At 40.8% G+C, this 21,662-nt stretch carries 22 protein-coding genes; 17 read left to right on the top strand and 5 right to left on the bottom strand.

Annotated features, from left to right (window positions below; genetic code table 11):
• The first annotated feature begins 169 nt into the window (after positions 1-169).
• The 7 genes from CUU64_RS18515 to CUU64_RS18485 all read left to right on the top strand — a co-directional run bounded on the left by CUU64_RS18515 (position 170) and on the right by CUU64_RS18485 (position 4,786).
• A complete protein-coding gene (locus tag CUU64_RS18515; RefSeq protein WP_101635156.1) occupies positions 170-700 on the top strand; it encodes a TlpA disulfide reductase family protein in 531 nt (176 codons plus the stop codon).
• 111 nt (positions 701-811) lie between these two features.
• Entirely contained in the window at positions 812-940 is a 129-nt protein-coding gene (locus CUU64_RS18510; RefSeq protein WP_101635155.1) for an FbpB family small basic protein, read from the top strand.
• A 68-nt stretch (positions 941-1,008) separates the two neighbouring features.
• Positions 1,009-1,152: an acid-soluble spore protein N gene (locus CUU64_RS18505; RefSeq protein WP_101635154.1), complete on the top strand. Its 144-nt coding sequence runs from the start codon at positions 1,009-1,011 to the stop codon at positions 1,150-1,152.
• A 98-nt stretch (positions 1,153-1,250) separates the two neighbouring features.
• Positions 1,251-1,490, top strand: coding sequence for a small acid-soluble spore protein Tlp (gene tlp, locus CUU64_RS18500; protein WP_257985593.1), 240 nt, complete (start codon positions 1,251-1,253; stop codon positions 1,488-1,490).
• Positions 1,491-1,622: 132 nt separating this feature from the next.
• Entirely contained in the window at positions 1,623-4,016 is a 2,394-nt protein-coding gene (locus CUU64_RS18495; RefSeq protein ID WP_257985592.1) for an AAA family ATPase, read from the top strand.
• Positions 4,016-4,438 carry an acyl-CoA thioesterase gene (locus CUU64_RS18490; protein WP_101635152.1) on the top strand — a complete coding sequence of 141 codons (423 nt, stop codon included), beginning with the start codon at positions 4,016-4,018 and terminating at the stop codon, positions 4,436-4,438. Before CUU64_RS18495 ends, CUU64_RS18490 begins: the two co-directional genes overlap by 1 nt.
• A 54-nt stretch (positions 4,439-4,492) precedes the next feature.
• Positions 4,493-4,786: a hypothetical protein gene (locus tag CUU64_RS18485; protein WP_101635151.1), complete on the top strand. Its 294-nt coding sequence runs from the start codon at positions 4,493-4,495 to the stop codon at positions 4,784-4,786.
• Between the two features lie 177 nt (positions 4,787-4,963).
• Here CUU64_RS18485 and CUU64_RS18480 read toward each other — a convergent pair whose 3' ends face one another.
• The gene (locus CUU64_RS18480; RefSeq protein WP_101635150.1) at positions 4,964-5,254 is read right to left on the bottom strand and encodes a HesB/YadR/YfhF family protein; all 291 of its coding nucleotides are present in this window, start codon (positions 5,252-5,254) and stop codon (positions 4,964-4,966) included.
• A gap of 308 nt (positions 5,255-5,562) precedes the next feature.
• Here CUU64_RS18480 and CUU64_RS18475 point away from each other — a divergent pair, with 308 nt between their 5' ends.
• Entirely contained in the window at positions 5,563-5,892 is a 330-nt protein-coding gene (locus CUU64_RS18475; protein WP_257985591.1) for a PadR family transcriptional regulator, read from the top strand.
• 98 nt (positions 5,893-5,990) lie between these two features.
• On the opposite strand, the gene CUU64_RS18470 is transcribed toward CUU64_RS18475, so the two are convergent.
• From CUU64_RS18470 to CUU64_RS18460, 3 genes are all read right to left on the bottom strand, one after another.
• On the bottom strand, positions 5,991-6,134 hold the full coding sequence (locus tag CUU64_RS18470; protein ID WP_101635149.1) for a YycC family protein: 144 nt from the start codon (positions 6,132-6,134) through the stop codon (positions 5,991-5,993).
• 457 nt (positions 6,135-6,591) lie between these two features.
• The gene (locus tag CUU64_RS18465) at positions 6,592-7,980 is read right to left on the bottom strand and encodes a sensor histidine kinase (RefSeq protein WP_101635148.1); all 1,389 of its coding nucleotides are present in this window, start codon (positions 7,978-7,980) and stop codon (positions 6,592-6,594) included.
• The gene (locus CUU64_RS18460) at positions 7,977-8,678 is read right to left on the bottom strand and encodes a response regulator transcription factor (protein WP_101635147.1); all 702 of its coding nucleotides are present in this window, start codon (positions 8,676-8,678) and stop codon (positions 7,977-7,979) included. Before CUU64_RS18460 ends, CUU64_RS18465 begins: the two co-directional genes overlap by 4 nt.
• A gap of 479 nt (positions 8,679-9,157) precedes the next feature.
• Here CUU64_RS18460 and CUU64_RS18455 point away from each other — a divergent pair, with 479 nt between their 5' ends.
• The 3 genes from CUU64_RS18455 to CUU64_RS22190 all read left to right on the top strand — a co-directional run bounded on the left by CUU64_RS18455 (position 9,158) and on the right by CUU64_RS22190 (position 11,892).
• Positions 9,158-9,754, top strand: coding sequence for a beta-class carbonic anhydrase (locus tag CUU64_RS18455; protein ID WP_101635146.1), 597 nt, complete (start codon positions 9,158-9,160; stop codon positions 9,752-9,754).
• Between the two features lie 15 nt (positions 9,755-9,769).
• Positions 9,770-11,479, top strand: coding sequence for a SulP family inorganic anion transporter (locus CUU64_RS18450; protein ID WP_101635145.1), 1,710 nt, complete (start codon positions 9,770-9,772; stop codon positions 11,477-11,479).
• Positions 11,480-11,715: 236 nt separating this feature from the next.
• A complete protein-coding gene (locus tag CUU64_RS22190; protein ID WP_180954671.1) occupies positions 11,716-11,892 on the top strand; it encodes a hypothetical protein in 177 nt (58 codons plus the stop codon).
• Between the two features lie 519 nt (positions 11,893-12,411).
• On the opposite strand, the gene plsY is transcribed toward CUU64_RS22190, so the two are convergent.
• Positions 12,412-13,002, bottom strand: a complete 591-nt coding sequence (plsY, locus tag CUU64_RS18445; protein ID WP_101635144.1) for a glycerol-3-phosphate 1-O-acyltransferase PlsY — start codon at positions 13,000-13,002, stop codon at positions 12,412-12,414.
• 250 nt (positions 13,003-13,252) lie between these two features.
• Here plsY and CUU64_RS18440 point away from each other — a divergent pair, with 250 nt between their 5' ends.
• From CUU64_RS18440 to CUU64_RS18415, 6 genes are all read left to right on the top strand, one after another.
• Positions 13,253-14,569, top strand: a complete 1,317-nt coding sequence (locus CUU64_RS18440) for a purine/pyrimidine permease (RefSeq protein WP_101635143.1) — start codon at positions 13,253-13,255, stop codon at positions 14,567-14,569.
• A 94-nt stretch (positions 14,570-14,663) separates the two neighbouring features.
• The gene (locus tag CUU64_RS18435) at positions 14,664-15,077 is read left to right on the top strand and encodes a CoA-binding protein (protein ID WP_101635142.1); all 414 of its coding nucleotides are present in this window, start codon (positions 14,664-14,666) and stop codon (positions 15,075-15,077) included.
• Between the two features lie 373 nt (positions 15,078-15,450).
• A complete protein-coding gene (parE, locus tag CUU64_RS18430; RefSeq protein ID WP_374702738.1) occupies positions 15,451-17,403 on the top strand; it encodes a DNA topoisomerase IV subunit B in 1,953 nt (650 codons plus the stop codon).
• Positions 17,403-19,850 carry a DNA topoisomerase IV subunit A gene (gene parC / locus CUU64_RS18425; protein ID WP_101635140.1) on the top strand — a complete coding sequence of 816 codons (2,448 nt, stop codon included), beginning with the start codon at positions 17,403-17,405 and terminating at the stop codon, positions 19,848-19,850. Before parE ends, parC begins: the two co-directional genes overlap by 1 nt.
• 427 nt (positions 19,851-20,277) lie before the next feature.
• The gene (gene panD / locus CUU64_RS18420; protein ID WP_101635139.1) at positions 20,278-20,664 is read left to right on the top strand and encodes an aspartate 1-decarboxylase; all 387 of its coding nucleotides are present in this window, start codon (positions 20,278-20,280) and stop codon (positions 20,662-20,664) included.
• A 1-nt stretch (position 20,665) separates the two neighbouring features.
• Positions 20,666-21,496, top strand: coding sequence for a YheC/YheD family protein (locus tag CUU64_RS18415; protein ID WP_101635138.1), 831 nt, complete (start codon positions 20,666-20,668; stop codon positions 21,494-21,496).
• Positions 21,497-21,662 lie beyond the last annotated feature (166 nt).

Here is a 21,662-nt window from a genome sequence, read left to right as displayed (position 1 = left end):
AGGCCCTTCACGGGTTTGTCTCTTTTTTAATGCTTGTAAAAGGTTTTTTAGTTATATTGAAAACGGTGTATTGATTCCTGTAATATGTTCTTATTGGGATATTCTAAAAATAAACATACGTAAACAAAGCTATTTTTCACAGTAGGTATCAGGTTAGGAGGACAAGTATATGGTTAAAAAGATTGTTTCAGCAGCGGCTCTTATCATTTTATTGAGTGTTGCGGTCGTCCAAGCGATGGACCATAAGGATAAAAAAGCCAGTAATGACAATCTTGGCGGGCTAAGAACCGGAGTGAAAGCCCCGGACTTTGAATTGCAGACACTTGATGGAAAACAAGCGAAGCTTTCCGACTATAAGGGAAAGAAGGTTCTTTTAAATTTTTGGGCAACCTGGTGCCCTCCTTGCAAGGAAGAAATGCCGGCAATGGAGGAGTTTCAGAAAAAAGCAGGCAGTGACATAATTATACTAGCAGTGAATATAGATCCGGAAAATGATGTAAAAGCATTTGCAAAAGAGATGGGTGTTACTTTCCCGATCCTGTTGGACAGTCAACAATCTAAAGATCCGGTGAACGAACTGTATCAGGTATTAAGCATCCCAACATCGTATTTTATTGACACCAATGGGGTAATTGCCGATAAGTTTATAGGTGCTTTGAGTTTAAAACAAATGGAACTCACAATGGATAAAGTAGAGTAACGGCCCCCCATGGGCCGTTTTTTTGTTTCGAAAAAAATCGCCATACAATGTCATAATTTTAAGTCAATTTGGAAATGATGTTTTTATAATCAATATGGAAAAGGTGAAAAAATGAAGAGAAAAAAGCGTTCTTTTGAGGATTTAGTAAACGAAAACAAGCAGGAGCTCCTAAAGGATATGAAATTAATGGAGAAGCTAGAAGAACGGCTTGAAAACAGGCATTTAAAAAAGGCGGATTAATCCTTTCAAAATGTGGCATTCATGTTTCCTCTCCTCTTGTAAAGATTATAAGCAGGAGGGGATAAATCATGGGAAATCCAAAAAGAGACTCTAAACATTTTGTTCCAAGCCATTTAGGGACACAGCCACGAGGATTCTCCGGCAACAACGGAAAAAAGATGCAGGATACATCAGGGCATCATGCCCAGGTCATTCAAACAAAAGGTGAATAAACAAAATTAGTTTTTAACATAATTTTATTATGTTAACTAATTATTCGTTCCTTTTTTGATTAGTGCATACAAGAAATTATGAACTAAGGAGGATGGCTATGGACAAGTTTACACCAAACCCTGATAACCGGTACGATAATGTTGAAAAATTGCAGGAGATGGTTCAAAATACCATCGAAAATATTGAGCAAGCAAATGATTCGCTTGAATTTGCAACCGGGGAACAGCGCCAGCAGATCAAGGAAAAAAATCATCGGAGGGAAGAGAGCATCGAAGCCTTCCGTAATGAAATACAGGACGAAGCAGCTGCGAGAAGAAATGGATTTGAGGGAAGATAACACATAGTAATTTGAGCTACAAAATGAAGAGGGGGAACAATGATTGTTCTTCCTCTTCTTTTGTATTCTACCTGTTTGGTCATAAGTAAATCACTTTGACATGATATATATCGAATTTATGATAAAATAGTGATGAAAAAGATTGAATGGATGATGACTGGGTTAATGAATTCAATAAACAACGTGAATTTTTCAATAAAAGAAAGAATAGAGAATTTATCTGATGAACTTGAATTAAAAGGTTACATAGATAATATAAATAACGTTTTACAGGTCTTATCTCTTGTTGGGAATTTGCCAGATTCTAGTGAAGATAAACTGAGTTTAACCAGTGAGTTATACAGTATACTTGCCACCTCAAGAAAGGTCACGGCAGGAGAAGATTCTTTATATGAAACTTGGCTTAAGGAATCAATAAAAACAAACCCTGCAAACAATCGGGCAAATAGTCTAATGGCAGCTTCCAAATGGAATGGCAATAGCACTTTACTGGACCAATTATCCTTCCCTCATATTCGAGAAACGGATAACAGGACTGCAAAAAAAAGAATAGCTGAACAATATATCAGCATGAGTGAAGAACATATCGAAATTCTGGAGGATCGCCTAGCAGAATTGAAGGACTCCAAGTTTGCTTCATCAGGCTATCTGGATGCCGGACAGATTTTGAAGTATGAGAAAGCCATCAATTGTATTTCAGAGATCTTGGAGGAACTAATTGGCTTATTGAAAGCATCACGGGAATACGAGGAGTCCATTTCAGGGGTATTCCACACTTCCACCCATTCCCGGGATATGCGCAGCCATCTCGAGCATATCGAACAATTAAAGAAAGAATGGTATTCGCTATTTACTGATCATGATCAAGGTGTTGACCAAAAGGAAAGTCCCCTTGCTGAACTCCATGCAATGGTCGGGATGGAAGAAGTGAAAACTCGTATTGATGATTTTTACCGTTTTTTGAAGTACCAGAATAGACGGAAGGAACTCGGATTGCAATCGAGAGACGAACAAAGCCTCAATATGGTCCTAACCGGGAATCCGGGAACAGGAAAAACCACGCTTGCGCGGCTTTTAGCGAAGATTTATCATGAACTCGGCGTTCTGCCAAGGCAGGAAGTGCTGGAGGTAGACCGATCCCAGCTTGTCGGTGCATACATTGGGCAGACTGAAGAAAACGTTCGAAACATAGTCGAGCGTGCTTTAGGCGGGGTTTTGTTTATTGATGAAGCATACAGCCTGAAGCGGGAAGGGCAAACAGACAATGATTATGGACAAACCGCGATCGACACACTGGTTTCATTAATGACAAACCAAAAGTATGCAGGGAAATTTGCTGTCATTTTAGCTGGATATCCGGAAGAAATGCGGCGGTTTTTGGATGCAAACCCCGGCCTTCGAAGCAGATTTCCAAATGCGAACCATATTTTCCTAGCGGATTATTTAACAGACGAACTTTTGTTGATAGCTGAGCATACTGCTGCCGAAAATGATTATATTCTCTCGGATGAGGCTAAGAAGGTGCTAGAAGCCAGGATTGAAAAAGAACAGGTTGATGATACCTTTGGCAACGCGCGCACTGTCCGCTCGATTGTATTGGATGCCATTTTTAAAAAAGGCGCGAAGGAATATGCTGATGGAGAAAATATCCTTGATTTTACCCTGCTAAATAAAGAGGACTTTCTGGAAAATGAAATCCCTCCGGAAGTACCGCCTGAGAAGAAATTACAGAAGCTAATAGGTCTTAGGCATGTCAAAGAAGAAGTCAAGGGCTTCATATCCTTTGTGAAAATGCAGCAAATTCGAAGGGGAAAGGGGCTGCCAGTCGTACCCATCCAACTTCACTCGGTGTTTACCGGAAATCCAGGAACCGGTAAAACAACGGTTGCAAAGATTTACTCGGAAATGCTAAAGGAAACCGGATTATTAAAGCGGGGGCACCTTATTGTAGCAAGCCGTGCAGACCTTGTAGCAGGATATGTAGGGCAAACTGCGATCAAAACGAAGAAAAAAATCCGCGAGGCACTCGGGGGCGTGCTTTTTATTGATGAAGCCTATTCATTATCAAGCCAATCCTCTGGGGATTTCGGAAAAGAAGCGGTGGACACCCTTGTTGATGAAATGACAAAGCATAATGAAAACTTGGTTGTCGTTTTGGCTGGCTATCCGCACGAAATGGCCTTGCTTTTAGAAAGCAATCCCGGACTGCGTTCAAGGTTTAAGAAATTCTTCCATTTTCAAGATTATACAAATGCGGAGATCCTGGAAATTATTCAGGCTTACGCGTCCGGCTACCATTATACGATCGCTGAAAAAGCCTTTGCTTATATGGAAAAGTACCTTGAAGCTAATGAAATTGAAGGCAATGGCCGCTATGCGACAAATCTTGTTGATGAAGCGATACAGGTCCAGGCGATGAGATTGATGGCGGAAAACGGGCCAGAAGATTTACGTGACGATATCAATTGCATTTCGGAGGAAGATATAAAAAGAGCGGCAGAGAAGTTAGAAAGAGGGGAAATATAGTGCTTATTGCAGAGAAAAAGATAGAAGTCCGATACGCGGAAACAGACCAGATGGGTGTGGTTTATCATGCTAACTATATTATCTGGATGGAACTCGGGCGGACGCAATTAATCAAGGATCTCGGTTTTAATTATGCCGAAATGGAGAAAGATGGAATCATTTCGCCTGTTCTTGACATTCAGGCGACCTATAAAAAACCTGTCCGATATGGAGAAACAGCTACTGTGAGAACGTGGATAGAAAGTTATGATGGATTAAGGGTCGCTTACGGGTACGAAATTGTGGCTGAAACAGGGGAAGTATCCGTCACAGGGACATCCGTCCATGTATGCGTAAAAAAAGACAGCTTCCGCCCAATTTCCATAAAACGGCTTTATCCTGAATGGCATGAAGCATATGAAACAAATAAAAAACAAGGATAAAAGAAACGGGCGAACTTCGGAACGCCCTTTTTTTCTGGAAAAGAGGAGTAATCCGTGGCTTTTGGAATTAACAGAAATCAGCTCCAAGAATGGAAAAATAAGATCGATAGAGGGGAAATTGCCTTTCTGACCCATTATTGGCTTGATGACCGGTTTCCCGGTTGCAAAACCGTTACGAAGGTAGGCTGTCGCGATTTGGATCGACTGGTGGAGTGGGGCAGGAAATATGGTCTCAAGAAAGAGTGGATCGACCATCGCAAAGACGGTTATTCCCACTTTGATCTACTAGGAGATAAACAGAAAGAGATTCTTGAAAAAGAAGGCATTCAGGAGAGATTAGTGGACTAATACGGTGGGGTACGTTGCTATTTTTTGAAACGATAAACTGTAGTTTAAGCTATATAGAATTACGATATAGATGCGATGTATAAATTTTTATTACATTGTAATCCGATGTAGTGATGAAGCGGAAGATAAAACTCCACTCTGGGTGAGACAAAAAAGGCTGAACGCTATCAGCCTTTTTTATTTTTTATAGTGATATTCAGGTTCATTGAACTTTTCGTTTAATGTCACAGAAAGGTTATTTTCATCAAAATACCACGCGTCGTTTTCTTCAATAAAAAACATGATGCCGTTCTTTTCCGTTTGTGTTGCCGCGTTGATCGGCTTGTCTGTACTAACGCCCAGGGAGAAACCGCTTTGGACGGTGCTGCATCCGCCGTAACGGGCAAAAAAACGAACAGTGTCCCCGTTTTTTAAGTTCATTTCATTTATATACCATGCTGCTGCTTCATCAGAGATTGTTAAATTCACTCTAGTCTCCTTCTTTCCTAAGAGATATTCCTATTATAGAGCAAATAACAGGAAGAAGCGAATGTATCGGCCTAGAGTGATGGGGCTCTGAAGGAACATAATTTATATATTATTCAAGAATAACATCTCAATAAAAGTGATGTTCATTTTAAAGAACAACGTGAATTTATTGTAAAGAAGGAAATCTTTTATGGATGCTGAATAGTAACAAGAGGATAGCATTAGCTCTCAATTTACTACTTTTAATTCAGGGGTAGAGTGGTAAGTAGTATATATCATTCAAGAATAGAAGTGGAAGGGTGAGACAGATGAGAAAAACGGAACTTCTAAAAGGAACCACTGAGATGATCTTGCTTTCCCTGTTAAGAGGAAAGGATATGTATGGATATGAACTGACTGATTTATTGAAACAATTAAGTGAAAATTATTTCCAGTTGAAAGAAGGCACGCTATATCCTGCTTTGAAGAAGCTTGAGGAAAAAGGACTGGTTAAAAGCTATTGGAAGGACTCGTTCGAAGGGCCTCGAAGGAAGTATTACTACATTACAAAAGCTGGGTTCAAAGAATATAATACCTATGTAACTCAATGGGAGGAATTCCAGCAAAAAATAAAGCTGATTACAGAATATGAAACATAAAATTGTCTTTGTTTAACTATATAGTAATCCTATCTAGTTAGAACAGGAGTATGCAAAAATAAAAGCTGCCTTCAGTTTTAGTAAAGGCAGCTTCCAATTTATTTGTCTTCTTCTTTTTTCTGCATTTCAGCCAATTTAGCCAGCAAGATATGCTGGGGCATATGCATGATTTGTTCAAGGGGCATGTTTAATGATTTTGCTAGCTTTTGAGCGGTATCGGCTGAGATTTGTAGAGGACGCATTTAGATCACCTTGTATTCTATATTTTATTTCATTATACCATGGCCGCAACTGGTATGTCGTTCAAAGCCCGAGATAAATGAACGCGCCCAGTACGCTGAAATACAAGATGGCAGATGGAAGTGCACTCTCTTTCATGACCGTCAATGCTGACAACATAATTCCGATAATGATTAAACTGATGCTAAGCGTCACCTAGTGAATAAGCAGAATTACCCAGATAAGAAATCGTTCTTTTTCCTTAAAAAAAGGAATAGCAAGTAATAGGGTAAAGATAATCCAAAAGGGATTCATTTCGGACTGCGTATGAAAAGACAGTAACAGTAAAAAAGTACTGAATTCAGATGATAGGCAGAGAGGATTTTTTCTCCAGTTTACTATTAGTAGTTTTAAACATCCTGAAGTGTCGGCTTTTTCCTAAAGATAATCCCACGTAGTAAACAAATGGGGTAAAAATCTTTATTTTTTAAAGGGGAGTGTAATATGAAAAATCGTCCCTTTCTCCAGTTTGCTTTTTACTTTTATTTCTCCTTTTAATAATACAACAAGATGTTTGACAATCGACAATCCAAGGCCTGTACTGCCTAATCGGTTTGATCGGGATTTATCAACCTTGTAAAAGCGTTCAAATATGAAGGGGAGGTCGTCTTCCGGAATGCCGACTCCAGTATCTTCAATGGCGAGGTGCACCTTCTTTTTATCAGCCCATGCTTTTAATTTTATCGTTCCGTGTTTTCTGTTATAGCGAATGGCATTTTCCACTAAATTCATAATGATTTGTTCTAAGCGGGTTCCGTCCGTATAGATCATAGGGATATTATCATCTATCTTTTTACACAGATGTATCCCTTGCTGTTTCGCCTTTAATGAAGCCTTAATCAAACAATTTTCTATTAATTCATGAATATTGATCCAATTGAAATGGAGCTCAAAGTGGCCGCCTTCAATTTTGGATAACTCAAACAAATCTCTAATTAATACATTCAACTGATCGACTTCATCGTTGATAATGGATAAATACAGCTCTTTTTCCTTGTCATTTTTGTATAATTTATCACGTACGACCCGTGTGTAGCCTTTTATATAAGATATTGGAGTTCTTAAATCATGCGATATATTAGCGAAGAATTCTCTTTGCCTGTTTCTGTATCTTTCTATTTCTTGTCCTAAATCATTGATGGCGGAACCCAATGAACCCAATTCATCGTTTGATGAGATAGTTACTTTCGGGTAGAACTCTCCTTTTGCAACAGCTCTCGTAACTGCTTCCATTTGCAATAGCGGGGAAGCAAATTTTCTTGAGGCGATATATGTAAAGATCAATGCCATACAAAGGGCTCCGAGTAACGACACCAACACCAATAATTCGATATGGCGAACAGAATTTTTGATTTTTTCAGCATTGGAAAATACGATTAATCCACTAGCTGTTTGATTGGATATAAGTAAATTTTTACCTGAAACAAAGTAGGTGGGATGATTTGCGGTAGGTTGGTACTCGATATGACCGGCTTTTTTTATATTAACGGCTTCTACTAATTCCTTTGACATGTAGGACCCTTGCTTGAACAATTCCGTGTTGGATGTAATCAGGATTTTTCCTGTTGGATTAATTACGAACATTTCAGTTTCTGTCAGATTTGAAATGGTTTGCAGGGAATGTAAATGGTCATGTTTAGAAACTGCAGCTGCATATTCTGCCGCAAAATGATCCAGCTTAAGGTGGGCCTCTTTATAAAAGGAGCGTGAAAATAATTGATCTATCATTAAAATCAAGGGTAAAAGCACACTAAGTAGTATGATGAAAATCGTGATTCCTAGCTTTAACACAATACTGTTTTTTCTCATAGCTCGCCATCCGCCGCTGCATTAAATTTATAGCCGACCCCCCATATTGTTTCAATTGGGTTATATGTAGGTGTTTTTTCCTTTATTTTTGTACGAATATTTTTAACATGTGAATCAACAGTCCTGGTGTCTCTTACGTCTTTGATCCCCCAAATGGCATCTAGCAATAGTTCGCGTGTGAAAACTAGCTGGGGCTGGGTTGCTAATAAATGGAGCAAATCGTATTCTTTTGGAGTAAAATCTATTTTCTTCCCCTTTACTAACACTGTTCTGCTTTTAGGTTTGATAATCATTAAGTGGTCCCCAAACATTAATACGTTCTCTGTGTGGTTCTTATTAATAACAGAGCGCCTCAATAACGCTTTAATCCGGGCAACAAGTTCTTCAGGCTCAAAGGGTTTTTCTAAATAATCATCAGCCCCGATATCCAGCCCATAAATCTTATCCCTTAACTCGTTGCGTGCCGTGAGCATGAGAATGGGTATATCCTTCTCTTTTCTAATTTCCTTGCAGATCTCCCATCCATCAAGAGTGGGAAGCATAATATCTAATATGATTAAATCGAAGTGGCCTGCCGAAATCAAAGCTAGTGCTTTTAAACCATCTTCGGCCTCCATGATTTGATAATCCCCGTGTAAATAGATTCTTATAAGATTTCTCATATTCCATTCATCATCTATTATCAATATTTTTTTCATTGTTACCTCCTGATGTTCATTCCGGTTGGAAAAGCCACAAACAAAAAGTGGAAAGCACAATTGGTATACAATGCTTCCGTTGCCTCTTTTTGGATGGGGAAATTAATAGATTATATTATACGTTCCCTCTAAAACTTTAATCTATAAATTTGAAAAAATTATGCACATTGTCCTATTAAAGCGTTCGGTCTGTTAGGTTTTTGCAGGGTTAGGTATAAAGATTCAAATTAGAAAATCTGCACAATTTCTACAAAATTTGCGATTAGCTTTTAATATAAGTTTTTAAATAATTCAGAAAGGAGTTCTTCGATATCTAGTTAGGTGACATGGGGGGAGGGTTTCTTCACAGGGTGGCAATATATTAGCAAGCACACTAAAACAATAAGAATCTTGGAATCTTCCTTCTGGTAGGGACTCCGCAAATAAAATCAGTAAATATACCAATCTTGCAAAACGGCGAAATGAAAGGGGATTATAGTATGTCAATTATTTCTGGAATACTGGATTTTAATAGTAAGTTCGTGAACGAAAATAAGTATGAAGAATTTCAAACGACAAAGTTTCCCGAGAAAAAGCTTGTCATTTTAACCTGCATGGATACCCGCTTGTTGGAATTGCTGCCAAAGGCCATGGGTTTGAAAAACGGAGATGCAAAAATCATTAAAAATGCTGGAGCGGTTATTTCTCATCCCTTTGGTTCTATTATGCGAAGCATACTTGTTGCTATTTATGAGTTAAAAGCGGAAGAAGTTTGTGTAGTTGGACATCATGGGTGCGGCATGATTGGCCTTCAGCCATCCCCATTACTTGAAGCTGCCAAGAAAAGGGGAGTAAGCCAGGAACGGATCGATACCTTAAATCACGCAGGTATTGATTTATCTAAATGGTTATCGGGCTTTCCATGTGTAAAAGAGAGTGTCATGAATAGTGTTGATTTAATCAAAAATCACCCTTTAATGCCGGACAATATTGCTGTTCATGGTATGGTTATCGATCCAGAAACAGGGAAATTAGATCTTGTTCTAGATGGATATAACTGTGCAGAACGTAACAGCTCTCAAATTTTGAGTGTGTAAGGGAGGGAACCTAAATTGAATATTACTCGCAGATTCGATGGATACAGCCTTAGCCATTTTCAAAAAGACCTCGTTGCTGGTTTGATAGTTGGAATTGTGGCGATTCCTTTAGCGATGGCTTTTGCGATTGCATCGGGAGTAAGACCGGAATATGGACTTTACACATCGATTATTGCTGGGATTATCGTTTCTCTCTTTGGGGGATCAAAGTTTCAGATTGCAGGCCCAACGGGAGCTTTTGTACCTGTATTGCTGGGAGTTGTGCTCCAGTTCGGATATGAAAAATTATTGATTGCCGGTTTTATGGCAGGCATCATTATTTTCCTTTTGGGTGTTTTGAAGTTAGGCAGGTTTATCAAGTTTATCCCTCGTCCTGTTACCATCGGTTTTACTGCCGGAATTGCGGTCATTATTTTTTCAGGGCAGATCGCCAACTTTTTAGGGCTGCGGAACCTGGAAAAAGAAGAAGCTTTCTTTTTAAATATGAAAGAGATTTTTTCGAATTTAAATACCCTGAATATTTACAGTTTAGTAGTAGCATCCATTAGTTTAACTATCGTAATATTGGCACCTAAATTTTTCCCGAAAATTCCTGGTGCTCTTCTTGCTTTGATTGTATCAACCTTGGTTGCTGCGTTATTTTTTCCATCTCAGGTCGCAACCATTGGATCTACCTACGGGGCTATTCCAAACGGACTGCCAAGCTTTCAGTTTCCAGAGATCACAGCAAGCCTGGTAATTGAATTGCTCCCCGCTGCTTTGGTTATCGCTATGCTTGGAGGAATTGAATCATTATTATCGGCTTTAGTGGCAGACAATATGGCGGGCACTAAGCATAATAGTAATAAAGAGCTTATGGCCCAAGGGGTAGCTAATATGGTCACTCCACTATTTGGAGGGATACCGGCTACTGGTGCAATCGCACGCACCGCAACAAATATTAAAAATAATGCCGCTTCTCCGTTGTCCGGTGTAGTACATGGCATTGTCGTATTGCTAATTTTGCTGGTGTTTGCCCCATATGCTTCCGCGATTCCATTAGCCAGCATGGCGCCTATTCTGATGTTCGTCGCATGGAACATGAGTGAGCGCAAGGAATTTGCACATATTTTGAAAACGAAAACGATGGATTCACTTATATTGGTTGTTACCTTCCTGTTGACAGTTTTTATCGACCTTACTACGGGTGTTGGGGTAGGCCTTTTGTTAGCTCTGCTAGCATTTGTGAAACTCATGAGCAGTACGCTTAAGGTATCAAAGGGTCTAACGGACCCGAACGATCAACTGCTAAAGCCTGAAATCGTTGAAAAAGGATCAAAGCATCCACAGATGACTATTTATTCTGTGGAAGGGCCTCTATTCTTTGGTTCAGCTGAACGTCTTGAAGAAGAAGTAGATGAAATTCTTCGTTCTAAGCCAAAGGTTCTCCTTTTAAGAATGGGGAGAGTTTCATTTCTAGATACATCGGGAGAAGCACTGCTTACTAAAATAGTAACCCAATTCAAGCAACAAGAGCGGCTAGTAATGATTTCCGGTCTGCAAAAACAGCCCAAAGAATTATTTAAAAAGACTGGTTTATTTGCTTTGATAGGTGAAAGCAATTTCTATTCCAGAACAAGTTCCGCGATTAATCAAGCCTTAACAAAATTGGAACTTGATACTAAGCAAACTGCAGATGTTGTGCGTACCAAGAGGAGTAGAAATCAAGAGTTGGGAATGACTTAATATAAGCAGAAATATACAGCCTTTTGCCAATTATGGAAAAGGCTGTTTCCTTCGTAAATGACTTTTAATGTAAAAAGAACTGGAATCTTTATTGGTCGTTTAGCTTTTATCCGGGGGCGATTGTTAACAATATAACATGGTCATTAACAGATTGGTATTGTAGGGAACATGTTTAGCAGTTGGATGAAAGGGATAATAACCATATAAAAAGATAAATGTAAAGGAGTTCGATAGCAATGAGAAATCATCCTTATTCAAATCGCTCCGAGATGGGCAAAGCATCCACAAAGGCAAGAAATTCAAGCTTCAAGCCTGAACATTATCAAAAATTAGAAAAGGATGGACAGACTGTCATAAAAACAGATCAGGAATTGCATGAAATGTATCTTTCAGGGGCTAAAGATAACTATTGAACATGGCCTGAATTCATTCAACTGTAGTTTTTTGTCAAAAGTTTTGAGAAAAAAGGGCGATTTTTTGTTCCCCTTTTTTACATACCAATAGGATAATTCTCGTCACTATTTAAAGGCGGTTTAATTGCAATAGGCCAAAGGAAATGATATTTTTATATCGTTTTAAACGTTACAAAAGGGAGGGAATTCAAATGGTAAAACTAACTGCCGTCGCTTATGACAAAATCCGCTCCATTATGGAAAGTGAACAGCATCCAGGTGATAAATTATACCTGCGCGCATCGATGGGAATTGGCTGAGGCGGACCCCAACTAAAGCTTTCTCTGGAAGAGAAGCCGCTAAATGAAGATACGGTCCATAGTTTCGAGGATATCGAGATTCTTATTCACAAACGGGATGAACCGTATTTCCAGGATACAAAAATAGATGTAGAAGAAGACATTTTTGGGAAAAAGAAATTTGTCTTGCTAAAGGTATAAAAAACGCGGAAGAGTCCCATCCAGGGGCTTTCCGCGTTTTTTACAGCCATTTAATTTTAGGTTCAGTTTTATCGATGATCCGTTTAATATTTGCTCTGTGCCTATAAAAAATAAAGATTGCAAGTACTGTTAGCACAATTAGCAAGGGTATGTCAGTTATGTCTGTAATCAGGGTATACACTAAAGCGATAATCGCAACAATCATAGAAGATAAAGATACGTATTTTGTCAGATATAGGGATAGGAAGAAAGCCAATACCAGCAGCAAGAACAACAAGGGTTCGTATGCCAGTAAAATGCCGCCAGATGTCGCAACGGCCTTTCCGCCTCTAAAGCCCGCAAAGACTGGGTACATATGGCCGATTACAGCCACTACGCCGGCTATCAGCAGATGGATGTCGGCATCAAGGATGTCGGGTAGTTTTGTTGCCAGCGTACCTTTCAGGATATCCATGACGGTGACTACTAACCCGGCCTTCACACCGAGTGTGCGAAAAGTATTGGTACCGCCTAGGTTTTTGCTGCCGTGCTCGCGAATATCGGTTTTATAAAAAACCTTTCCAATAATCAAGCCCGATGGAATCGAACCAATAAGATAAGCCAAAAGAATCGTAATGATAATAATACTCATAAAATTGCCCTTTCTTAACTAAATAGATATAACAAACCTCTTTTATAAGTTCCGAGTTTATTTTAACATGTTAACGAGAAAAAACCATTCCATAGCTGCAAAAATTTTCGCTCCATCAATAGTTGCTTTTTCAAACAAATAAACTTTCTAAAAAGTACCCTGGCATAGGAAACGCTATTAAAATGGAAAAAACATACGGGATCCTTGTGATGTATAAATAGTCATATAATGACGGTGGGGAGTCGAAACTATGAAAATTTTATTGGCGGGAATCCAGTGGACAGCTTTTATCTTTGCTTCTTCGATTGTTGCGCCCATAGCTGTAGCTTCGTTGTTTGGATTATCAGGTACGGAAGCGGCTGGGTTTGTGCAGCGCACCATGTTTGTTTTGGGTGTCGCGGGGTTACTGCAAATCCTTCTGGGCCATAGGCTTCCTGTCAATGAAGGCCCTGCAGGCTTATGGTGGGGTGTTTTTGCCTTGTATGCAGGTTTGAGCGAAACTCTGTTCAATTCGCAAGCAGAAACGCTTAGGGTGCTACAAGGGGCCCTTTTTGTAAGCGGCGTCATTTTTATACTCTTAAGTGCGGCCGGTCTAATTGAAAAAATTAGCAGGCTGTTTTCCCCAGTTGTAACGGGAGCCTATTTGCTGCTGCTTGTTTTACAGTTAAGCAAATCTTTTTTAGCTGGAATGCTTGGCATCGGATTTACTGGCAGCAAAGTAGATTTAAAAATAGCAGGATTAAGCATTATTACCGTTGTATGCACATTTTATTTAACAAGGCATAGGAATCGTTTCATCCGCCAATTTGGTGTATTGATCGCAATAGCTGGAGGCTGGATTTTGTTCGCGGTTTTTGGTGAAACAAAACCGGTCTCAATGGATTACGGTACCGTCATTTCATTGCCAAAGCTGTTTGCATTCGGCCCGCCTATTTTTGATGCCGGAATGACAATGACTGCAGTTTTTGTCACGCTGCTCCTATTAACAAATATGATAGCAAGCATACGTGTTGTTGAGTCTGTTGTAAATCATCAGATAAAGAAGCCCATAAAAGCAAATTTGAAGGCCAGCGGATTCGTAACCGGAATCAACCAAATGATTGGTGGGGCATTCGGGGCAATTGGGCCTGTGCCAATATCCGGAGCCGCAGGGTTTATTTCGGCAACGGGGGCTTCAGCAAGGCTTCCGTTTCTTGTAGGTTCGCTACTTGTCATCGTTACAAGCTTTATCCCTGGTGTAATGGGCTTTTTAGTAGCATTGCCGGTGCCTGTGGGCTATGCGGTTATGTTTGCCGTTTTTACAACTATGATTGGTATAGCTTTCTCTGAGATTGACAGGGAAACAGAAACCTCAAGAATACGGACTGTGCTGGGTGTATCGCTGATAAGTGGTGTCGGGTTGATGTTCGTTCCGCCTGAGGCCTTCACCGGTCTACCTCCCATCATCGCTTCTCTCCTAAACAATGGGCTGATTTTTGGGTCAATCGTAGCAATCATCACAGACCAGTTTACTCGCTATTTTGCTGCGAAAAAAGAAAAAGTTGCCGAGAAGGACGTGGCGGTATAAATCATTTTTGTTGATTTAATTTATAGACTAAGGGTATGTATAAGTATAGCAAAGCAAGTTTAAGAAATTAAAATATGAATAAGGGGATGGCAGAATGACTATTGAAAACCCAAGCCGTGAAGAAATTAGGGATATCTTGAAAAAAGCAAAACGAATAGCGGTTGTCGGGCTTTCCGACAATCCGGAACGTACCTCGTATATGGTTTCTAAGGCAATGCGGGATAATGGATATGAAATCATACCGGTCAACCCTTCTGTGAACGAAGTCCTGGGTGTAAAGGCGGTACCATCTCTCAAAGAAGTAGAAGGTCATGTCGATATCGTAAATGTATTTAGAAGGTCCGAATATCTGCCTGAGGTAGCAAGGGAATTTACGGAAATTGATGCTGATGTTTTCTGGGCGCAACTTGGTCTGGAAAATGAAGAAGCTTACAATTTCCTGAAGGAAAAGGGCTACACCGTGATCATGGACCGTTGCATTAAAGTGGAGCATGCGCTAAGCAGGTAAAATAGGAGAGAAAAGGAGCATTGGAGCTCCTTTTTTTAATGGGTAAAAAAGAGCAGCAGACTGATAGAAATTACTTTGTTTTGTAAATCGGTATTTGCTAAATAAAAAAATATCGCTACAATAAGTCATAGACACTAAAGGGCTGAATGTATATTTTTTTCATTACACCATTTTCAGCTTGTAATTGGAAGAACAACGCAAAAAAGCGAACATTTGTTCTTTGTTAGCATATCATTTATACTTAAGATATAAAGTATAACTAAATATCATATTTCCTGCGAATAGCAAAAGAGTCATATCATAAGAATGATCTGGCCCGGAAATTGTGTGTTGCAAGGAAAGGGGAATTTCTGTGGCAAAAAACGCAAAACCAATTGAATACAACGATGATGCGATTCAGGTTCTGGAAGGGCTTGAAGCAGTTAGGAAACGCCCGGGGATGTACATTGGGAGCACCGATGCCAGGGGCCTGCACCATCTAGTGTATGAGATTGTTGATAACTCGGTTGACGAGGCATTGGCCGGATACGGAGACCATATCATCGTAAAAATCCATAAAGACAATAGCATCAGCGTGGCTGATAAAGGCAGGGGGATGCCTACCGGAATGCATAAGCTCGGTAAGCCTACCCCCGAAGTCATTTTAACGATCCTCCATGCTGGTGGTAAATTCGGCCAGGGCGGATATAAGACAAGCGGAGGCTTGCACGGTGTAGGTGCCTCGGTCGTCAATGCCCTGTCCGAATGGCTAGTTGTTACAATCAAACGTGATGGCTTTATTTATGAACAAAGGTTCCAGAACGGCGGAAAACCCGAAACGACCCTTGAAAAGCAAGGTAAAACCAATCAATCCGGTACCAAAATCCATTTCAAGCCGGACGGATCCATTTTTTCAACAACAACTTATAACTATGAAACTTTATGTGAACGATTGAGGGAGTCGGCGTTTCTTTTAAAAGGCATGAAGATTGAACTGATTGACGAACGTCATGGACAGCAAGAGGTCTTCCATTATGAAAACGGCATTGAGGCATTTGTGCAATACCTAAATGAAGAAAAAGATTCCCTTCATTCCGTAGTAAGCTTTGAAGGTGAGCAAAATAACATTGAAATGGAGTTTGCCTTCCAATTTAATGACGGCTATTCAGAAAATGTATTGAGCTTTGTGAATAATGTCAGGACAAAGGATGGAGGCACGCATGAGGTTGGATCCAAGACGGCAATGACCCGTGCATTCAACGATTACGCTAGAAAAACGGGGCTGCTTAAGGAGAAGGATAAGAACCTGGAAGGCTCTGACATCCGAGAAGGATTAGCTGCAATCATTTCCGTAAGAATACCGGAGGAACTGCTGCAATTTGAAGGCCAAACCAAAGGCAAGCTCGGGACAAGCGAGGCTCGTTCCGCGGTTGATTCTATCGTTTCTGAACATCTCGCGTATTTCCTGGAGGAAAACCCAGAGACCGCTACATTACTCATAAAAAAGGCAATCAAGGCTTTCCAGGCCCGTGAAGCTGCAAGAAAAGCCAGGGAGGATGCAAGAAGCGGCAAGAAACGCAAGAAATCCGAGGCGGTCCTATCTGGTAAACTAACACCTGCTCAATCTAGAAATCCACAAAAAAATGAATTATACCTCGTGGAGGGGGATTCAGCTGGAGGCTCAGCGAAGCAGGGCCGTGACCGGCGTTTTCAGGCAGTGCTCCCGCTCCGGGGAAAAGTGATCAATACGGAGAAAGCAAAGCTTGCCGATATCTTCAAAAATGAAGAAATCAACACGATTATTCACGCAATCGGTGCTGGCGTGGGACCGGACTTTGCTTTGGATGACACAAATTACGACAAGGTGATCATAATGACGGATGCAGATACGGACGGAGCACATATTCAGGTTCTGCTTTTAACATTTTTCTATCGGTATATGAAACAGTTGATCGAGGGTGGTAAAGTGTATATTGCGCTGCCGCCTTTATATAAAGTGAGCAAGGGGACGGGGAAGAAAGAAGTGCTGGAATACGCATGGAGTGACGACGAACTCCAAGGAGCGATCAAGAAAGTCGGCAAAGGCTATATGATTCAGCGCTATAAAGGCCTTGGTGAAATGAATGCCGACCAGCTTTGGGAAACAACGATGAATCCTGAGACCAGAACGCTAATCCGCGTCAAAATCGATGATGCGGCACGTGCTGAAAGGCGCGTCACCACGTTAATGGGTGACAAGGTAGAACCCCGGAGAAAGTGGATTGAAGCAAACGTTGCGTTTGGTCTCGAAGAAGAATCGAATATTTTAGATAATGAAAATATGTCGGTTGCAGAGGAGGCTAACTAATGTCATTAAGTGAAAAATTCCGGGACCTGCCCCTTGAGGAGGTAATCGGCGACCGGTTCGGCCGCTACAGCAAATATATCATCCAAGACCGGGCACTTCCGGATGCCCGCGACGGGCTAAAGCCTGTACAGAGACGGATATTGTATGCGATGCATGTGGAAGGAAATACACATGAGAAGGCTTTTCGGAAATCGGCAAAAACGGTCGGGAATGTAATAGGTAACTACCACCCGCATGGTGACTCTTCCGTATATGAAGCAATGGTGCGGATGAGCCAGGACTGGAAGCTGAGAAATGTCATGATTGAAATGCACGGAAACAACGGGAGCGTCGATGGAGACCCACCTGCAGCCATGCGTTATACGGAAGCCCGGCTCTCTGCGATTGCATCTGAATTGCTGCGAGATATCGAAAAGCATACGGTTGATTTCGTTCCAAACTTCGATGATACTTCCAATGAACCTGTTGTCCTTCCTGCTATGTACCCCAATTTGCTCGTCAATGGGTCTACCGGCATTTCTGCTGGTTATGCGACCGAAATACCGCCGCACCAGTTAGGTGAGGTGATTGATGCAGCGATTATGCGCATTGAGAAGCCTGCAGCTACTGTTGATGAACTGATGACGGTGATTAAGGGTCCAGATTTCCCAACAGGCGGGATTATCCAGGGTGTAGATGGAATAAAGAAGGCCTACGAAACCGGAAAGGGTAAAATAATTATCCGAGGGAAGGCCGAGGTCGAAGAAATTCGGGGCGGAAAGCAGCAAATCGTAGTCACTGAAATCCCTTATGAAGTCAATAAAGCGAATCTCGTTAAAAAAATTGATGAATTTCGTATTGATCGAAAGGTGGAAGGGATTGCGGAGGTCCGGGATGAAACCGACCGGACGGGACTAAGGATTGTAATCGAGCTGAAAAAAGATGCGGACTCAAACGGTGTACTGCAATATCTATACAAAAATACGGATTTGCAGGTTCCATATAATTTCAATATGGTGGCCATCTATAAAAAACGCCCGACTTTAATGACACTGCCCATGATGCTTGATGCATATATCGGGCATCGCAAGGAAGTCATATTAAACCGGTCTCGCTACGAATTAAAAAAGGCGCATGACCGTGCCCATATCGTTGAAGGTTTGATGAAGGCACTATCCATTCTGGATGAAGTAATAGCGGTAATCCGCGCTTCCAATGACAAGCGGGACGCAAAAGATAATTTAATTGCAAGGTTCCAGTTTACAGAACCTCAGGCTGAAGCGATTGTATCATTGCAGTTATACCGCTTAACCAATACGGATATTACAGCGCTTCAGGCTGAAGCAGAGGAATTAAACTCCAAAATCGCCGAGCTTACAGCGATCCTTGAGAGCGAAAAGGTGCTCTTCCAAGTCATTAAAAAAGAGCTAAAACAGGTAAAAAAGCAATTCAATGATGTCCGCCGTTCTAAAATCGAGCAAGAAATCGAAGAAATCAAGATCAACATGGAAGTTCTCATCGCAAGTGAAGATGTTATGGTTACGGTCACGAAGGAAGGGTATGTAAAGCGAACTTCACTGCGGTCTTACGCAGCATCCGGCGGGCTCGATTTCGGCATGAAGGATTCGGACCGTCTCTTGGAGAAGTTTGAAATCAACACGACTGATGTGCTCCTCCTGTTTACTAATAAAGGGAATTATTTATACTGCCCGGTCCATCAGCTTCCGGATATCCGTTGGAAGGAAACGGGGCAGCATATTGCTAATATTATTCCGATCGAGCGTGATGAACAAATTGTGGGAGCGATCCCAGTCAAAGACTTTACACAGCCGGGCTTTTTATTATTTATTACCAAGAACGGCATGGTCAAAAAAACGGAGCTTGCGTCGTACAAGGCCCAGCGTTATTCAAAGTCACTCGTAGCGCTAAACCTAAAAGGGGACGATGAGCTTATCGATGTCCACCTGACAAATGGACAGGGCGAAGTATTCCTGGTTACTCATTTTGGCTTCTCCCTATGGTTTGATGAAGAAGAAGTCAGCATTGTAGGGGCCCGGGCGGCAGGTGTTAAGGGCATTAACCTGAAAGAGGGAGACCATGTCATAGGAGGCAAGGTCCTAACGAAGGATAGCGAAGAAGCGATTTTAATTGTTACCCAACGCGGAGCTGTCAAAAAAATGAAGCTCTCCGAATTTGAAAAATCCGGCAGGGCAAAACGCGGTGTTGTTGTATTAAGAGAATTAAAATCGAACCCTCACCGAATTATTGGATTTAAAACGGTACGAATGTCAGATTCCATTTTTATTGAAACAGAAAAAGGAAATATTGAAACCATTCATGTTTCTGCACTTAAATACAGTGACCGTTATACAAACGGATCATTTGTAGTTGATGAAAGTGAAAGCGGCAAAGCAAAGGAAATCTGGAAAGTCAGTATCGAAGAAGATACCGGTTCCCAAGATTCATAAGCAGGTAATGATAAGCGGCCAAATCCTACGGGGTTTGGCCTTTTTCATGATTAAAAGACTATGAAAAGCGCTGAATGTTAAGATGCAGTTTTTTAGTAACTGCAGCGCATGACTTTAGAGCGCTGAAGGACATTTCACTTGGTTGATTCAAAAATTTCGTTCTCATATCCGCTATGAAGGACAATTTACTTGCATGATTCAGAAATCTTGTCCTTTATGTCTCAGTGAATAAAAAACTTCTTTTTTTAAAAATAATCCTAGCATTCTAACCACACAGCGTTCAGGGTGCGCGATAAATTACATGCCTGCAAGCTATGGGCTTCCTGTTTTCCAGTTTCTTTTCCTACCATAAAAAGTTAAAAATGATGCACAATTTCCGATAAGTCGCATACTTAAAGTTATAAGCCCATGATTTTGGAGGTGCAGGATGCAGCGTTATATGTGTAAAGGCAAAATCCATCGAGCGACTGTTACGATGGCGGAGCTTGATTATCCCGGCAGCATAACAATTGATAAAGTGCTGATGAAAGCGGCTGATATTTTACCTTATGAAATCGTTCAGGTCACAAATTTACGTAATGCAGCAAGGTGGAAAACATATGCAATTCCCGGTGAGGCCAATTCAGGGGTGATCTGCCTTAACGGCCCGCCGGCCCTTCTGTTTGAAAAAAACGATTTGGTGATCATTTTAAGTATGGGAGTATTTGATGAGGAAGAATTAAAGCGATTAAGAACTAAGATCGTACATGTAAACAATTTAAACGAAATAGTGAAAATTTGGGAAAACGAACTAACAGAAGCGTGGGGTGATTAGTTTGTCGTCAATCGTCGACCCGGAAAGGGCGTTTATTAACAAATGGGAGATGTACAAAATATTCAATTCCTTAGAATCCTTGGCATTTCATCTGCCTGAAACAGAGCTTTTTTCAGAAGAGTCAATAAGGAGTTTGTTAGAAAAGCATACAAATATCTATATAAAGCCGGTATCAACATGGGGTGGAGAACTCATTAGTACGGTCCGTTTACAACAGGGCCATTATGTTTGGAAGCTTCAGAATGGAGCTACCAAACATTTCCCTAAATTTCAGCAGTTCTATGAAGAACTTGACTATATCTATGGTGAAAAACAAGTCATCGTCCAACAACATGCCCCTATAATGGATTTTAACGGTCATGCTTTTGATATACGGGCACATATACAGCGTGATCTAGAGGGAAAATGGATTTATGAAGGTAGTTTAGTCCGGGTTGGCGGGGAAGGTTCCATTGTTTCAAACGTAAAGATTAGCAATGGTTCCGTTGTTCCAACAGATAGAGTGCTAACTGCTTTGTTTCCTGGAGAGAAACATGAATTGTTTAATACACGCATTTCTCATGCATCCGTAAGCATTTGTGAAAAATTGGATGAGTACCACCCATTTGTAGAGGTAGGCATTGACTACGGGGTGGATAAAAATGGAGAATTATGGTTAATCGAAGTGAATACAGACGATGCACTGAGCAACCCTGATCGGCATCTCTTCTCACTCCTTCCAGATCAAAGTACGTATGAGCAAATTATAAACCGTCGGGTACAGAATTTCGAACATTATTTCCACTTTATGCTTAAAGCGTATGAGGATTATAGGGCGGGAACAAAGAGTTAACACCCTATAGACAATTTATAGCTAGCTAAGAGGGCCAAGAGTACGCTTTTGGCTCGTTCTGTCTATTCTTCAAATCTTCCCAGCCACCCTTGTTCCTGGTAATTTATTTCATTTTCGGACATATAGTATTGTAAATGCTCTTTCCGTTCCAGAAAACTCCCGGTTA

It is taken from the genome of Bacillus sp. V5-8f (assembly GCF_002863565.1).
Classification (GTDB): domain Bacteria; phylum Bacillota; class Bacilli; order Bacillales; family DSM-1321; genus Peribacillus.
The sequence above is the reverse complement of the archived record's forward strand: the minus strand, read 5'-3'. Positions and strand labels throughout refer to the sequence as shown.

What these genes read in the sequence shown, in the direction of transcription:
- CUU64_RS18515 (WP_101635156.1), top strand. Translation starts at nt 170, where the DNA reads ATGGTTAAAAAGATTGTTTCAGCAGCGGCTCTTATCATTTTATTGAGT.
- CUU64_RS18510 (WP_101635155.1), top strand. Translation starts at nt 812, where the DNA reads ATGAAGAGAAAAAAGCGTTCTTTTGAGGATTTAGTAAACGAAAACAAG.
- CUU64_RS18505 (WP_101635154.1), top strand. Translation starts at nt 1,009, where the DNA reads ATGGGAAATCCAAAAAGAGACTCTAAACATTTTGTTCCAAGCCATTTA.
- tlp (WP_257985593.1), top strand. Translation starts at nt 1,251, where the DNA reads ATGGACAAGTTTACACCAAACCCTGATAACCGGTACGATAATGTTGAA.
- CUU64_RS18495 (WP_257985592.1), top strand. Translation starts at nt 1,623, where the DNA reads ATGAAAAAGATTGAATGGATGATGACTGGGTTAATGAATTCAATAAAC.
- CUU64_RS18475 (WP_257985591.1), top strand. Translation starts at nt 5,563, where the DNA reads ATGAGAAAAACGGAACTTCTAAAAGGAACCACTGAGATGATCTTGCTT.
- CUU64_RS18470 (WP_101635149.1), bottom strand. Translation starts at nt 6,134, where the DNA reads ATGCGTCCTCTACAAATCTCAGCCGATACCGCTCAAAAGCTAGCAAAA.
- CUU64_RS18465 (WP_101635148.1), bottom strand. Translation starts at nt 7,980, where the DNA reads ATGAGAAAAAACAGTATTGTGTTAAAGCTAGGAATCACGATTTTCATC.
- CUU64_RS18460 (WP_101635147.1), bottom strand. Translation starts at nt 8,678, where the DNA reads ATGAAAAAAATATTGATAATAGATGATGAATGGAATATGAGAAATCTT.
- CUU64_RS18455 (WP_101635146.1), top strand. Translation starts at nt 9,158, where the DNA reads ATGTCAATTATTTCTGGAATACTGGATTTTAATAGTAAGTTCGTGAAC.
- CUU64_RS22190 (WP_180954671.1), top strand. Translation starts at nt 11,716, where the DNA reads ATGAGAAATCATCCTTATTCAAATCGCTCCGAGATGGGCAAAGCATCC.
- plsY (WP_101635144.1), bottom strand. Translation starts at nt 13,002, where the DNA reads ATGAGTATTATTATCATTACGATTCTTTTGGCTTATCTTATTGGTTCG.
- CUU64_RS18440 (WP_101635143.1), top strand. Translation starts at nt 13,253, where the DNA reads ATGAAAATTTTATTGGCGGGAATCCAGTGGACAGCTTTTATCTTTGCT.
- CUU64_RS18435 (WP_101635142.1), top strand. Translation starts at nt 14,664, where the DNA reads ATGACTATTGAAAACCCAAGCCGTGAAGAAATTAGGGATATCTTGAAA.
- parC (WP_101635140.1), top strand. Translation starts at nt 17,403, where the DNA reads ATGTCATTAAGTGAAAAATTCCGGGACCTGCCCCTTGAGGAGGTAATC.
- panD (WP_101635139.1), top strand. Translation starts at nt 20,278, where the DNA reads ATGCAGCGTTATATGTGTAAAGGCAAAATCCATCGAGCGACTGTTACG.